This is a genomic window from uncultured Microbulbifer sp., from assembly GCF_947504145.1.
Classification (GTDB): Bacteria; Pseudomonadota; Gammaproteobacteria; order Pseudomonadales; family Cellvibrionaceae; genus Microbulbifer.
In genome coordinates, this window is record NZ_CANNGQ010000001.1 from 342,157 (window position 1) to 356,280 (window position 14,124).

The following is a 14,124-nucleotide window of genomic DNA, read 5'->3' on the forward strand; positions in this document are numbered from 1 at the left end:
GTGAAATTTCCCTGACCGGATTCGTGAATTTGCGACCTGTTCGCACCGTCTCTTCACGCTTACAGGCCCCGGGCCTCCTTGAAAAGCAGTTGCTGCAGTGCATTGGCCGCATTGCTGAGGGTGCGGTTGCGGTGATAGATGATGCCCAGATTGCGCACGATACTGAGCTGGGGCATGGGTAGTTCGGCCAGGCTGTCGTCGATCAGGGTCTTTGGCAGCACGCTCCAGCCCAACCCAACCCCCGCCATCATCTTGATGGTCTCGAGGAAGTTGGTGGCCAGTTTGGCGGTCAGCTTGAGCCCGTGGGCGTCGAACTCGCGCTTGATCAGGCGCCCGGTGTAGGTATTGAGATCCGGCAGGATGGCTGGGTAGCGTGCCAGGGCGGGCAGGTCCAGCTCTGGCATCTGCGCCAGGGGGTGGTCCGGCGCGGCCACCACCACACAGGGGTCGGGCCAGATGATCTGGGCGTTGAGGTTCGGGTAATCCTTGAGCGCGAGGGTGACCACTGCCAGTTCATATTCGCCGGCCATCAGTGCCTCGTAGGCCTGCTCGGAATCCAGAAAGTCGATATCCAGGGCCACATCCGGGTAAAGATTGCTGAATTCTCGCAGTACCGGCGGCAGGTGGTGCAGGCCCACATGGTGGCTGGTGGCGATACGCAGGCTGCCACCGATAGTCTCGCCAAGGCTGCGCAGTTCCCGTTGCGCATCGCTCACTTCATTAAGGATGTGGCGTGCCCGGGGCAGGAGGGCGCGGCCTGCGTTGGTCAGCTGAAGTTTGCGGCCGATGCGATCAAACAGGGGAGCGCCCAGCTGCTGTTCCAGCGACGCGAGGCGTTTGCTGACCGCAGGTTGGGTCAGGTGTAGTTGTTCTGCCGCTTCGGAGACGGAGTTTTGCTCGGCGATGGCAAGGAAGGCTTTGAGCCACTGGATTTCCATGGGATCTTCTCGATAGTCGCCTTCAGGTATTCCAAAAGCGAATGCGCCATATAATAAATATAAATTGATGTTATTCAATGCCCCCCCTAGACTCCGGCATGTTATCCATAGAGGAGATGGGGCAATGGGACACCCTGAAACAAAAAAACAGACGCTTTATGACAAGCTCTGGGAAGACCATCTGGTCAAAAGCCGCGATGACGGCACCGCACTGATCTATATCGATCGCCACCTGATTCACGAAGTGACCTCTCCTCAGGCCTTTGAAGGGCTACGTCTGGCTGGCCGCAAACCGTGGCGCACGGATTCCGTGGTGGCCACCCCGGACCACAATGTGCCGTCCGATGCCGCCGAGCGCGCCGGCGGTATTGCGGGTATCCGCGACGAAGTGTCCCGTATTCAGGTGCAGACTCTCGACGAGAACTGCAATGAGTTTGGCATTGTCGAATTCGGCATCAATGACCCGGGCCAAGGCATTGTGCATGTGATCGGCCCGGAGACCGGCGTCACCCTGCCGGGCATGACCGTGGTGTGTGGCGATTCCCACACATCTACTCACGGTGCGCTGGGTGCTTTGGCCCACGGGATCGGTACCTCAGAGGTGGAGCATGTGATGGCCACCCAGTGTCTGATCCAGAAAAAGATGAAGAACATGCTGGTGCGCGTGGACGGTGAGCTCGGTCCGGGTGTGACTGCAAAAGACGTGGTGCTGGCGATTATCGGCAAGATCGGCACTGCGGGTGGTACTGGTTACGCCATCGAATTCGGTGGCTCTGCGATCCGCAGCCTGTCCATGGAAGGGCGCATGACCATCTGCAATATGGCCATCGAGGGCGGTGCCCGCGCGGGTATGGTCGCGGTGGATGACATCACCCTGGAGTACGTAAAGGGCAAGCCTTACGCACCTAAAGGGGAGCAGTGGGACAAGGCCGTGGAAAACTGGAGCCGCCTGCACTCCGACGACGGCGCTCACTTCGATGAAGTGGTGGTGCTGAAAGCGGAAGAGATCGAGCCGCAGGTCAGCTGGGGGACTTCCCCGGAAATGGTGGCGCCGATCAGCGCCCAGGTGCCGGATCCCGCCGCCGAGAGCGACGCGACTAAAAAATCCGGTATCGAACGCGCGCTGGAATATATGGGCCTGAAAGCGGGCCAGAAAATTACCGATATCAACCTGGACCGGGTGTTTATTGGTTCCTGCACCAACTCCCGTATTGAAGACCTGCGTGCAGCGGCAGCAGTGGCCAAAGGCCACAAGAAAGCCGACAGCGTAAAACAGGTGCTTGTGGTGCCCGGCTCGCAGTCCGTAAAAGCACAGGCGGAAAAAGAAGGGCTGGACAAAGTATTTGTGGAAGCGGGCTTTGAATGGCGCGAGCCGTCCTGCTCCATGTGTCTGGCGATGAATGCGGACAAACTGGGTGCCGGTGAACACTGTGCTTCCACGTCCAACCGCAACTTCGAAGGTCGTCAGGGTTACGGTGGTCGCACTCACTTGGTGAGCCCGAGCATGGCGGCAGCCGCGGCGATTGCCGGTCATTTTGTGGATGTGCGCGATACACAGAACGCGGGAGGCGCGAAATAATGAAGGCGTTTACTCAACATAATGGCGTTGCGGCCCCCATGGATCGCGCCAATGTGGACACGGATCTGATCATTCCCAAGCAGTTTCTGAAGTCCATCAAACGCACCGGTTTTGGCCCCAACCTGTTCGACGAACTGCGTTATCTCGACGAGGGGCAGCCGGGTCAGGACTGTAGCAATCGCCCGGTAAACCCGGATTTTCCGCTGAACCATCCCCGTTACCAGGGGGCATCGGTATTGCTGGCGCGCAAGAATTTTGGTTGTGGTTCGAGCCGTGAACACGCCCCTTGGGCACTGGATGACCACGGCTTTCGTGCGATTATCGCGCCGAGCTTTGCGGATATTTTCTTTAACAACTGTTTCAAGAACGGTCTTTTGCCGATCGTTCTGGAAGACGAAATTGTCGAGCAGTTGTTCCAGGAAATGTACGCCGAGGAAGGCTATGAACTGACTGTCGATCTGGAAGCGCAGGTGGTGATCAAGCCCAATGGCGAAACCCACGCGTTTGAGGTTGATACCTTCCGCAAGCACTGCCTGTTGAATGGTTTGGATGATATCGGCCTGACCCTGGAAGATGCAGACGATATCCGCGCGTACGAAGCCAAGCGCCGCGAGCAGGCTCCCTGGTTATTTGACGCCGTAAAATAAATCGGCGAAATGGAATTTAGGACGAATCGATGAGCAAGAAAATCATGATCCTTCCGGGCGATGGTATCGGTCCGGAAATTATCGAACAGGCGGTAGCGGTGCTGAAAACCGCGGATGAAAAATTTGGCCTGAATCTGGAATTCAGCGAAGGCCTGATCGGTGGTGCGTCCATCGATGCCCACGGTGAGCCGCTGACCGATGCTGAACTCGCCAACGCCGGTGAATGCGATGCGGTACTGCTGGGTGCGGTCGGTGGTCCCCAGTGGGACACGCTGGATCGCGCGATCCGCCCGGAAAAAGGCCTGCTGAAAATTCGCAGCGGCCTCGGTCTCTACGCCAACCTGCGCCCGGCGATTCTGTACCCGCAGCTGGCTGATGCTTCCTCCCTGAAGCCCGAAGTGGTTTCCGGCCTGGATATTCTGATCGTGCGCGAGCTCACCGGCGGTATTTATTTCGGTGAGCCTCGCGGTATCAAGACGCTGGAAAACGGGGAAAAGCAGGGCTTCAATACCTACGTGTATAAAGAGTCCGAGATCGAGCGTATTGCCCGCACGGCATTCGAGGCGGCACAGAAGCGCGGCGGCAAGCTGTGTTCCGTGGACAAGGCCAACGTACTGGAAGTCACCGTGTTGTGGCGCGAAGTACTGGACCGTCTGGCCCCGGAGTACCCGGATGTGGAGCTGTCGCACATGTACGTGGACAACGCGGCTATGCAGCTGGTGCGTGCACCCAAGCAGTTCGACGTGATGGTAACCGGCAATATGTTCGGCGACATTCTGTCCGACGCTGCCGCCATGCTCACCGGTTCCATCGGCATGCTGCCGTCGGCCTCCATGAACGAAACCGGCTTCGGCCTCTATGAGCCCTGCCACGGCAGCGCGCCGGATATCGCCGGGCAGGGTATTGCTAACCCGCTGGCCACGATTCTTTCCGCCGCCATGATGTTGCGCTACTCCCTGGATATGGGCGAAGCGGCAGAGGCAATTGAGGCGGCAGTGAGCAAGGTTCTGGATCAGGGACTGCGCACCGCGGACATTTACACGGACGGCTGTAAAAAAGTCTCCACCGCGGAAATGGGCGCAGCAGTGGTGGCCGCTTTCTGACAAGGCCAAATGCTCGCACCGTCATCCCGGTCTCTTTGTAAAGTCGGCGTAGCCGCGCCGGGATCCAGAAATGAACAAACTCCAAAAGGTAATGTAATGAACAAGGTAGGATTCGTAGGCTGGCGCGGTATGGTCGGCTCCGTTTTGATGGGCCGCATGCTGGATGAAAACGACTTCGCGCACATCGCCGAGCCGGTATTTTTCTCCACATCCAATGCCGGTGGCAAAGCCCCCGAGATTGGTAAAGAAGTTGCGCCGCTGAAAGACGCCTACGACCTGGACGCACTGGCCGAGCTGGACGCCATCGTCAGTTGTCAGGGTGGCGACTACACCAAAGAAGTGTTCGAAAAGCTGCGTGCAAAAGGTTGGGATGGCTACTGGATTGATGCCGCCTCCAGCCTGCGTATGAACGACGACGCCATCATCGTGCTGGACCCGGTGAACCGCGATGTGATCGACAACGGTATCGAATCCGGTATTAAAAATTATATCGGCGGTAACTGCACCGTAAGCCTGATGCTGATGGGCCTGGGTGGCCTGTTCAAGGAAGGCCTGGTGGAGTGGGTAACCGCACAGACCTATCAGGCGGCCAGCGGCTCCGGCGCCAAGCATATGCGCGAGCTGATCTCTCAGATGGGCAGCATTCGCGACGGTGTGGCTTCTGAACTGGCGGACCCGGCCAGCGCGATCCTCGAGATCGACCGCAAGGTAGCGGAAAGCATGCGCAGCAGCGACTTCCCAACCGCCCAATTTGGCGAGCCGCTGGCAGGCAGTCTTCTGCCCTGGATCGATACCCAGCTGGAATCCGGTCAGAGCCGCGAAGAGTGGAAGGCCCAGGTAGAAGCCAACAAGATCCTGCGCACCGAGAGCACGGTACCGGTGGATGGCACCTGTGTACGTATCGGTGCCATGCGCTGTCACAGCCAGGCGTTTACCGTGAAGCTGAAGAAGGATCTGCCGCTGGAGGAGATCGAGCAGCTGATTGGCTCTGCCAACGATTGGGTCAAGGTGGTCCCCAACGATCGCGAAGTAACCCTGAAAGAGCTGACCCCGACCGCGGTAACCGGCAAGCTGGATATCCCGGTAGGCCGTCTGCGCAAGCTGAGCATGGGCGGAGAGTACCTGAATGCCTTCACCGTCGGTGACCAGCTGCTGTGGGGTGCCGCAGAGCCTCTGCGCCGCGTACTGCTGATCCTGCTGGGCAAACTGTAAGTTTTTTTGCCCAATTCGCCGCCCCGGTCCCGGGGCGGCTTCCCCCCACACTCTCCCTGAGTATAATCCCCCGCATTTTCAGGCTGTTTATTCGCCGAACTGGCGCAGAAGCAACCGATTCATCTCGTGAGAACCCAATATGACAGAGTCCACCCGGGAACTGGTGATCGTAGGTGTTGGCAGTGCGCCCTTTGATGCATTGCTGGAGATCCTCGAAGAGCGGAAAACGGTCACTCCCGCCGAATTGAAGCTGCTGGCGGCGGACGAGGCGGATGTGGATCCCCAGGTGTTTGCCAACCGCAGTGTGTCGGTGCAGTCACTGAAAGGGTTTGTATTTACCCCCGATCAGGTAGTTTTATTGCTGGTCTCAGATGAGACCGCCACCGAGGCGCTGTCTCTGGCGGAAAATGCAGGGGCTTGGGTTGTGGATGCCGCGGGCATTACCCGTGGCGACGAAAGTGTGGCCCTGGTGCACCCGGTGCTGAATCCGGCGTTGTTGAACGAGCGCGAAGAGCAGGATCGGAAGGTGGTTGCCGTACCCGGTGCGGGTGCGGCAATGATTGCCGAAGCCCTGTATCCGCTGAAGTCGCAACTGCAATCGGTGGAAGTGGTATTGAACCAACCGGTGTCCGCCCTGGGTAAGAGCAGTGTGGACGCGGCTGCCGCGCAGACTGCGCGCCTGTTCAACGGGCAGGAGCCAGACGTGGATGAAGCCACCGGCCAGCGCCTGGCCTTTAACCACCTGAGCTCTGCAGAGGCGCTGCTGGAAAGCGGCCACAGCTTTAGTGAGCTGGCACTGGTGCTCGAATTGCGCCGGTTACTGGGGGAGGAGGTTGCCCTCGATGCCACGATCAACACGGCGTCGGTCTTTCATGGCCAGCTGGCGAACCTGAGTGTGCAATTGAGTGAAAAGCAACCACTAAAAACGGTGCGCGGATTGCTCGCCAACGGCGCGCGCCTTGTCATGCGCGAGCGCCCTTCGGCACAGGATGCGGTGGGTGGTGAGAATACGTTGTTGGGAAGACTGCGCACCGGACTGATCAATCCGCGGCAGGTTGCTTTTTGTGCGGCATCCGACAATTTGCGCAAAGACGTGGCAATTAACTGTGTACAGATTGTCCACTTGTTGCTAAAAACCCATTGATATTTAATACTTAGCGGCCTTTCTGAAGGTTTCTTCTTAACTTCGCCCGACACGGGCGGCGGCACCGCCTGGGGGGCAGTGCCGCGAAAAGTGAGAAGGCGTCGGATAGGCCTGGTCTTTTTCGGGGGGTGATTCGTTCGCAAGAGTGAATTGCCGGAGAGCGGAGCCTGGTGTCTGAGCACCGGTTCTTTTGAGTAATTATCGTGCAGATTGATGGCTGCACAACCCCGCTGCCTGTGAAAACACTGAGAGTGTTTTTTGTACAGGTTGCGGTGTGATTCTAACAATAAAGGGAATCGGTTATGCGTGTGCAAAAGCTGGCACTAGCGGTAGGTCTGGTCAGCGCACTGGGTGGAAATGGGGCTCTGGCGCTCGGTCTGGGTGAGATCAAACTGAACTCAACTCTGAACCAACCTCTCAATGCGGAAATCAATCTGCTGCAGACTCGCGGCCTTGGTGAGAGTGAAATCAAGGTGCGCCTGGCCAGCACTGAGGACTTCGAGCGCGCCGGTGTCGACCGCGCCTATCTGCTCGACGAACTGCGCTTTGATGTGGATTACTCCAGCGGCCAGCCGGTTGTCCGGATTTCCAGCCGTACGCCGATTCGCGAACCTTTCCTGAATTTCCTGGTAGAAACCCGCTGGCCCAGCGGTCGCCTGCTGCGGGAATACACTCTGTTGATGGATCTGCCCGCTTTCTCCACCACCACCGCGTCCCAGCCGGTGCGTGCGGCTGAGCGCGAGCGCCAGCAAGTGCGCCGCGATGCGCCGGTGCAGAAGCCACTGCAGCCAACGGTTCAGCGTACTCCGGAACCGGTACAGGCACCCGTGGAGCAGCCGGCGCCCGCAGAAGCTGCGCCCGAGACTGCGACTGCCACCGAGCCCCAGCAGCCGGTATACGAAGCACCTGTTGAGGAGCCCGTCGAGCTCCAGAGTGAGGCGGTCGCCGACAGCGGCAGCCGCGTCTACGGCCCGGTAGAGGCCAACAAAACCCTGTGGGAGATCGCCCGCGACAGCCGCGAGACCCGCGACCTCTCCGTACAGCAGACCATGCTGGCAATTCAGCGTCTCAACCCAGAGGCGTTTATCAATAACAATATCAATCTGCTGAAGAAGGGCGCGGTACTGCGCCTGCCTACCGCAGAGGAAGTGCGCAACCTGAGCCTGACCGACGCGGTCTCTCAAGTAGCGACCCAGAATGATGCCTGGCGCGAGCGCGTTGGTGTGGCCGAGGCCGATGTGACTGGCGCACCACTGGACGGTCGCGCGGTGGTGGAAGAAACCGTTGAAAGCGATGCGCTGGAAGGGCGCGTTTCTCTGGCGGCGCCCGGCGACAATGAATCTGTGCTCTCCGGTTCCGGCAGTGGTACCGGTGAGAGCGAGGCCCTTGAGGGCGAACTGGCGGTGACCGAGGAAGAACTCGACAAATCCCGCCTGGAAAATACTGAGCTACAGGATCGCATTGGCGAGCTGGATGAGCAGATCGACACCATGGAGCGCCTGGTTGAGGTCTCCAACGACGAGCTGCAGGCGGTTCAGGCCGCGGCCGAACAGACGGCTGACGCGGCAGAATCAGCGGACGAACTCTCTGATGAAGTGTTCTCTGAAGATGCCGCGCTGGACAGCCTGAGTGAGGAGTCTGGTGAGCTGACTGGCGAAGAAAGCCAGAGCGATCTTCTCGCCGAGGAAGCTGTGGAAACAGATCCGCTGGCAGAAGCCGCACCGGAAGTGGTTGCGCAGCCGGAAGAGGTCGCAGAACCCGAAGATGCCTCCCGCAACCGCGTGGTGGTTCAGACCCGCTCCGAGCCGACACTGGTTGAGCGTGTCATGGACAACATCGTGCCCATTGGTATTGGCGCCGGTGCGCTGCTGATTGGCCTGTTTGGCTTTATGACCTGGCGCCGTCGCAAGGAAGAAGAGGAAGCTATTCGCCAGGTGGAAGCCGAGATGGCGGCGGAGCGCGCTCTTGCGGATGCACCAGAAGTGGCGGAAGAAGAGGACAACCTCGTCGCCGTTGAAGAGATGGAGGCCAATGAAACCTTCGATCTGGATCAGCTGGGTGAAGTGGAAACCGATGATCCGGTAGCAGAAGCGGAAATTCATCTGTCCCTGGATCAGTATCAGGAAGCCGAAGCCAAGCTGCTGGCCGGCCTGAAGGCGGCGCCTGAGAACATCGATGCGCGCCTGATGCTGCTGGAAGTCTACGCAAACCAGCAGAACGGCGAGCAGTTTGACGATCACTACCGTCAGCTGTTGGGCTACAGCGATGGCCCGGCGGCAGACCGCGCGGCGCGTCTGCGTGAAACCATTGCCGGTATTGGCGCCTTTGTGGCCCCGGAAAATGATTTCTCCAGTGAGTCTCTGGAAGCTGCGCAGCTGGACGATATGGGCGCTGACTTCGATGCCGAAGCCAGCTTTGATGACCTGGATGAATTCTCCAGCCGTGAGCCTTCCAGCTCTACGGAAGCTGTCGACGAGAGTGACTTTGGCTCTCTCGACGACCTGTCACTGGACCTGGGCGATGACACTGCGCCTGCAGCCGCCAGCGAGTCGGAAGATGAATTCTCCCTGGATCTCGACCTGGGCGACGACCTGTCTCTGGATGACTCCGTCGCGGAGCCTTCTCTGGGGCAGGCGGACGACGAAGTCTCTTTCGATCTGGATCTCGGTGCGGAAAGCAGCGATTCCGTTGTTAGCCCGGAATCTACTGCCGAGGACGAAAACTTTGACCTCGACGGCCTGATGGCCGATGGCGAGCTGGATCTGGAAAGCCTGGAAAGCCTGGATCTGGATTCTGATTTCAATATCGAAACCAAAACTGAAGCCGACGCTGCTGCCGACACGGAATCTTTCGTACTGGAAGATTCCCCTGAAGTTGCTGGTCAGGGCGTTAGCACAGAAGCGGCAGAAGAGGGCGGCCTGGCGTTTGATCTCGACCTCACGCCAATGGAAGACGATGGCGAGGCACTGAGTGATTCAGGTGCAGAGCCCCGCAGCGAGCACGCGCAGGACGATGAGCTGGACAGCTTCGGCGACGACCTTGGCAGCCTCGATCTGGATTCCATTGATCTTGGCGATCTGGAGCTGGATGGCGACGAGTTTTCCGCGGAATCTCCCGCGGCAACCCGCTCCGCCGGCAGTGACGCCGCCGACCTTGAACTGGATGGCGACCTGGATCTCGCAGTCGCGGAAGAGTCTTCTTCGCAACCGGCCAAGCCCGCCGCCCAATCGTCAGCGGACGAAGCGGATCTGGGTGACTTGAGTTTCAACCTGGAAAGCGATCTGGATTCCGAGCTGAATCTGCTGGAAGGTAGCGACGAAGTCAGTACCAAACTGGAACTGGCGCAGGCTTACCTGGATATGGGTGACAAAGACGGTGCCCGCGAGATTCTTGGCGAAGTTGTCGAAGAAGCCGCAGGTGAAAACCAGCAGCGCGCCAAAGATATGCTGGAGCGCATGCGCTAACTCCCGATTTACCACGCTATCTACAGCGACAACACTTTGACCCCGCCACGTGCGGGGTCTTTCTTTTTTGGGTGATCGCTCTTTTTTGATCCAGGTGTAAAATCCACGCACATGACCAGCAAGATTTACCAGTACAAACCCAATGGCGAAGTCCCTCCGGGTGAGCAACTGCCGGAAGGCGTGCAGCGTATTGCTCTCGGCGTAGAGTATTGCGGCACCCGTCTGCGCGGTTTTCAGAAACAGAAACACGATGCGCTCACGGTGCAGGAAACCCTGGAAAAAGCCATTTCGAAAGTCGCTGCCGAGCCGGTAACTCTGGTGTGTGCGGGGCGCACGGATGCCGGTGTGCATGCCACCGGTCAGGTCATCCACTTCGATACCCGCGCGCAGCGGCCCACCAAGGCCTGGATTCAGGGCGTGAACACGCAGATGCCGTTTGATGTGCGGGTGCACTGGGCGCAGGAAGTGCCGGCGCAGTTCCACGCGCGCTTTTCAGCGCGAAATCGCACCTATCGCTATCTGATTCACAGTGCGCCCTCGCGCAGCGCACAGGCATCGAGCGAGGTGACCTGGACCGAGCGCACCCAGGATATGGCGGCCATGCGCGAAGGGGCGCGGCATCTTATCGGCGAGCACGATTTCAGCAGTTTTCGCGCCTCCCAGTGTCAGGCAAAGTCACCGGTGCGCCGCCTCACCAAGTTGGATATCGGTCGGGTGGGGGAGTTGATCGTGCTGGAAGTCAGCGCCACGGCTTTTCTGCACCATATGGTGCGCAATATTGCCGGCGTGTTGATGGCCGTCGGGCGCGGTGACCGCGATCCGGAGTGGGTGCGCGAAGTGCTGGAGGCGCGGGACAGAAGTGCCGCAGGAGTGACAGCGCAGCCCCATGGCTTGTACCTGGTGGATGTGCAATATCCCGATGAGTTCACGCTTCCCGAGCGCGCCCCAGGTCCGCTGCTGGTTCCGTTGCCCCTGGGGGCCATTGGTGATGGCGGCTGATGGTGACGGCTGCGTTTCGCCAAATCCTTCAATCTGCTAGTATCGCGGGCTCTCCGAAATTTCTCTGCTGCCAGCACCCGGGGCCTTTTCCGATATCAGGCTTGGGTGGCGGTTCCTGCTGTCCCTTCAGCCCTATTGGGGAGGGCGTGGGGTAGGCCAGTCTGGCAGTCTTGGCGGTATATGGATTATGCGCGTAAAGATCTGCGGAATTACCAGTGTTGAAGATGCTCGCCTGGCCGTCGATGCCGGTGCCGACGCGCTCGGGCTGGTGTTTTATCCCCCGAGCCCTCGCAATGTTACCCCTGAACAGGCCGCAGAAATTGCCCGTGCGGTATCCCCGTTTGCGGTGCTTACCGGCCTGTTTGTGGATGCGCATCCTCAGCAGGTGGAAGCGGTGCTCGATCAGGTGCCGCTGAATCTGTTGCAGTTCCACGGCAGTGAAAACGCCCCCTATTGCCGGCAGTTCCGCCGTCCCTACATCAAAGCCCTGCGAATGAAGCCCGAGCTGGACCCGCTAGAAGCCATGGCGGCTTTCCCGGATGCCCGCGGGATTCTACTGGACGCCTATCGCAAGGGGGTTCCCGGTGGTACCGGCGACACCTTTGACTGGCAGCGGGTCCCACAAGCCAGCGGTCGTCAGATTATCCTCGCCGGTGGCCTGACTCCCGAAAACGTTGCCGCGGCGATCGCCGAGGCCGGGCCGGATGCGGTGGATGTCAGTGGTGGTGTAGAAGCTGCGCCGGGCCGCAAAGACGCCAAAAAAGTACACGATTTTATTCGCGCCGCACGCGCCGCTGAATCCAGCGGCGTTAGCCGTTCAGAATTGACACAAGGAGTTTGAGCTGTGAGTAAACCCGCATCCCCTATTGATTACGGGGCCTACCCCGATGCCCGTGGGCACTTCGGCGAATTCGGTGGGCGTTTTGTATCGGAAACCCTGATCAGCGCGCTGGATGAGTTACAGGAAATGTACCAGCGCCTGAAAAATGACCCCGAGTTTCAGGCAGCGTTCGATTACGACCTGGCCCATTACGTCGGCCGTCCATCGCCGTTGTATCTGGCGGAACGGCTGACTGCGGAGGCCGGTGGTGCAAAAATCTGGCTCAAGCGCGAAGACCTCAACCACACCGGTGCCCACAAAGTGAACAACACCGTAGGGCAGGCATTGTTGGCCAAGCACAGCGGCAAAGGCCGGGTGATTGCCGAGACCGGCGCGGGCCAGCACGGGGTGGCTACAGCCACCGTGGCGGCGCGGCTGGGGCTTAAATGCGCGGTGTACATGGGTGCGGAAGACGTCAAGCGTCAGTCCCCCAATGTGTACCGGATGAAGCTGCTGGGGGCGGAAGTGATCCCGGTAGAGTCCGGCTCCAAGACTCTGAAAGACGCTATGAACGAAGCCATGCGTGACTGGGTCACCAATGTGGACGACACCTTCTACATCATCGGCACCGTGGCCGGCCCACACCCGTACCCGCAGCTGGTGCGCGATTTCAACTCCGTCATCGGGCGCGAGGCGCGCCGTCAGAGTCAGGAGCAGTTCGGTCAGTTGCCGGATGCACTGGTCGCCTGTGTGGGCGGTGGTTCCAATGCCATCGGGCTTTTCCACCCATTCCTGGGAGATGAGTCGGTAAAAATGTATGGCGTGGAAGCCGGCGGCGACGGGCTGGAAACCGGCCGCCACGCGGCACCGCTGAACGATGGCGTTCCCGGTGTGTTGCACGGTAACCGCACCTACTTGATGGAAGACGAAGACGGCCAGATTATTGAAACGCACTCGGTCTCTGCCGGCCTGGACTACCCCGGTGTCGGGCCGGAACACGCCTGGTTGCACGATATCGGCCGAGTGGAGTATGTAACTGCCAATGACGATGAGGCGTTGACCGCCTTCCGGACGCTGACCCGCGCCGAAGGCATTATCCCGGCACTGGAATCCAGCCATGCGGTCGCCTACGGACTGAAGCTGGCAGCGACCATGCGCCCGGATCAGAACATTGTTGTGAACCTGTCCGGTCGCGGTGACAAGGATATTTTCACGGTGGCCGCCATCGACGGCATTGAAGTGTAGGGAGTGACACGGTGACAGAAGAACAGAACAGAATCGATCGCCGCTTCGCCAAACTGCGCAGCGAAGGCCGCAAGGCACTGGTAACCTATATTGTTGCCGGTGACGGCGGCCTGGAAAACACCGTAGACCTGATGCATCAGCTGGTGGCCAGTGGCTCTGACCTGATCGAGTTGGGAGTGCCTTTTTCGGATCCCATGGCCGAGGGGCCGGTGATCCAAAAAGGGCACGAGCGCGCGCTGGAGCACAAGGCTTCGCTGCGCAAATGCCTGGCGCTGGTAAAAGAGTTCCGCGGTAAAGACGCCGATACACCGGTGATTTTGATGGGCTATTACAACCCCATCGAAAAAATGGGTGGCGAGGTATTTGCCGATGGCCTGAAAGAGGCTGGCGCAGATGGGGCCCTTACCGTTGACCTGCCGGCAGAAGAGGCGGGTCCGCTCAACGGGTTACTGAGCGCCCGCAACCTGCGCAATATTTTCCTGCTGACCCCCACCACCAGCGATGCGCGGATCAAGCAGATTACCGAGCTGGCCAGTGGCTTTGTCTACTATGTATCCCTGAAAGGCGTTACCGGGGCTGGCCATCTGGATCTGGATTCCGTGCGCGAGAACCTGGCGCGTATCCGCCGGCATACCGAGCTGCCGCTGTGTGTGGGCTTCGGAATCAAGGATGGCGCTTCGGCAAAAGCAGTGAGCGCCGATGGCGACGGTGCCGTGGTGGGCAGCGTGCTGGTTTCCGCGGTGGGCGAATCCGCCGATGGCACTGAGGCAAAAGATCGTATCGGTGCGCTGGTAGCAGAAATGCGCACGGCGCTGGATAGCTGACCGATATTTTGGTTGCCAGTACCCCTTGGCCAGAAAGCCCGGATAGGCGGCTTATCTGGCCAAGAGCAACGTTTTTGAAAGTGGTTTAATTCGCGGTTTTAGGATTGCCGGTCATATACGCTATGCCTTGTGCGTGGGGCGGATGTCCC

Annotated in this window: 11 protein-coding genes; 10 read left to right on the forward strand and 1 reads right to left on the reverse strand. The window is 59.4% G+C overall.

The window, feature by feature from the left end; genetic code table 11:
- Positions 1 to 59: 59 nt before the first annotated feature.
- Entirely contained in the window at positions 60 to 938 is an 879-nt protein-coding gene (locus Q1A74_RS01575; protein ID WP_299591776.1) for a LysR family transcriptional regulator, read from the reverse strand.
- Positions 939 to 1,062: 124 nt separating this feature from the next.
- Here Q1A74_RS01575 and leuC point away from each other — a divergent pair, with 124 nt between their 5' ends.
- The 10 genes from leuC (at position 1,063) to trpA (ending at position 13,975) form a co-directional block, all read left to right on the forward strand.
- A complete protein-coding gene (leuC, locus tag Q1A74_RS01580; protein WP_299591778.1) occupies positions 1,063 to 2,517 on the forward strand; it encodes a 3-isopropylmalate dehydratase large subunit in 1,455 nt (484 codons plus the stop codon).
- Positions 2,517 to 3,164, forward strand: coding sequence for a 3-isopropylmalate dehydratase small subunit (gene leuD, locus Q1A74_RS01585; RefSeq protein WP_299591779.1), 648 nt, complete (start codon positions 2,517 to 2,519; stop codon positions 3,162 to 3,164). The genes leuC and leuD overlap by 1 nt, the downstream gene beginning before the upstream one ends.
- Before the next feature lie 29 nt (positions 3,165 to 3,193).
- Positions 3,194 to 4,267 carry a 3-isopropylmalate dehydrogenase gene (gene leuB / locus Q1A74_RS01590; protein ID WP_299591781.1) on the forward strand — a complete coding sequence of 358 codons (1,074 nt, stop codon included), beginning with the start codon at positions 3,194 to 3,196 and terminating at the stop codon, positions 4,265 to 4,267.
- Between the two features lie 96 nt (positions 4,268 to 4,363).
- Positions 4,364 to 5,479 carry an aspartate-semialdehyde dehydrogenase gene (gene asd / locus Q1A74_RS01595; protein WP_299591783.1) on the forward strand — a complete coding sequence of 372 codons (1,116 nt, stop codon included), beginning with the start codon at positions 4,364 to 4,366 and terminating at the stop codon, positions 5,477 to 5,479.
- 139 nt (positions 5,480 to 5,618) lie between these two features.
- Positions 5,619 to 6,623: an Asd/ArgC dimerization domain-containing protein gene (locus Q1A74_RS01600; RefSeq protein ID WP_299591784.1), complete on the forward strand. Its 1,005-nt coding sequence runs from the start codon at positions 5,619 to 5,621 to the stop codon at positions 6,621 to 6,623.
- A 302-nt stretch (positions 6,624 to 6,925) separates the two neighbouring features.
- Positions 6,926 to 10,087, forward strand: coding sequence for a FimV/HubP family polar landmark protein (locus tag Q1A74_RS01605; protein WP_299591786.1), 3,162 nt, complete (start codon positions 6,926 to 6,928; stop codon positions 10,085 to 10,087).
- Between the two features lie 111 nt (positions 10,088 to 10,198).
- Entirely contained in the window at positions 10,199 to 11,086 is an 888-nt protein-coding gene (gene truA / locus Q1A74_RS01610; protein WP_299591788.1) for a tRNA pseudouridine(38-40) synthase TruA, read from the forward strand.
- A 187-nt stretch (positions 11,087 to 11,273) separates the two neighbouring features.
- Positions 11,274 to 11,927 carry a phosphoribosylanthranilate isomerase gene (locus Q1A74_RS01615; RefSeq protein WP_299591790.1) on the forward strand — a complete coding sequence of 218 codons (654 nt, stop codon included), beginning with the start codon at positions 11,274 to 11,276 and terminating at the stop codon, positions 11,925 to 11,927.
- A 3-nt stretch (positions 11,928 to 11,930) separates the two neighbouring features.
- Complete coding sequence (trpB, locus tag Q1A74_RS01620) at positions 11,931 to 13,151, forward strand: tryptophan synthase subunit beta (RefSeq protein ID WP_299591792.1); 1,221 nt, start codon at positions 11,931 to 11,933, stop codon at positions 13,149 to 13,151.
- Between the two features lie 11 nt (positions 13,152 to 13,162).
- Positions 13,163 to 13,975, forward strand: coding sequence for a tryptophan synthase subunit alpha (trpA, locus tag Q1A74_RS01625; protein ID WP_299591794.1), 813 nt, complete (start codon positions 13,163 to 13,165; stop codon positions 13,973 to 13,975).
- Positions 13,976 to 14,124 lie beyond the last annotated feature (149 nt).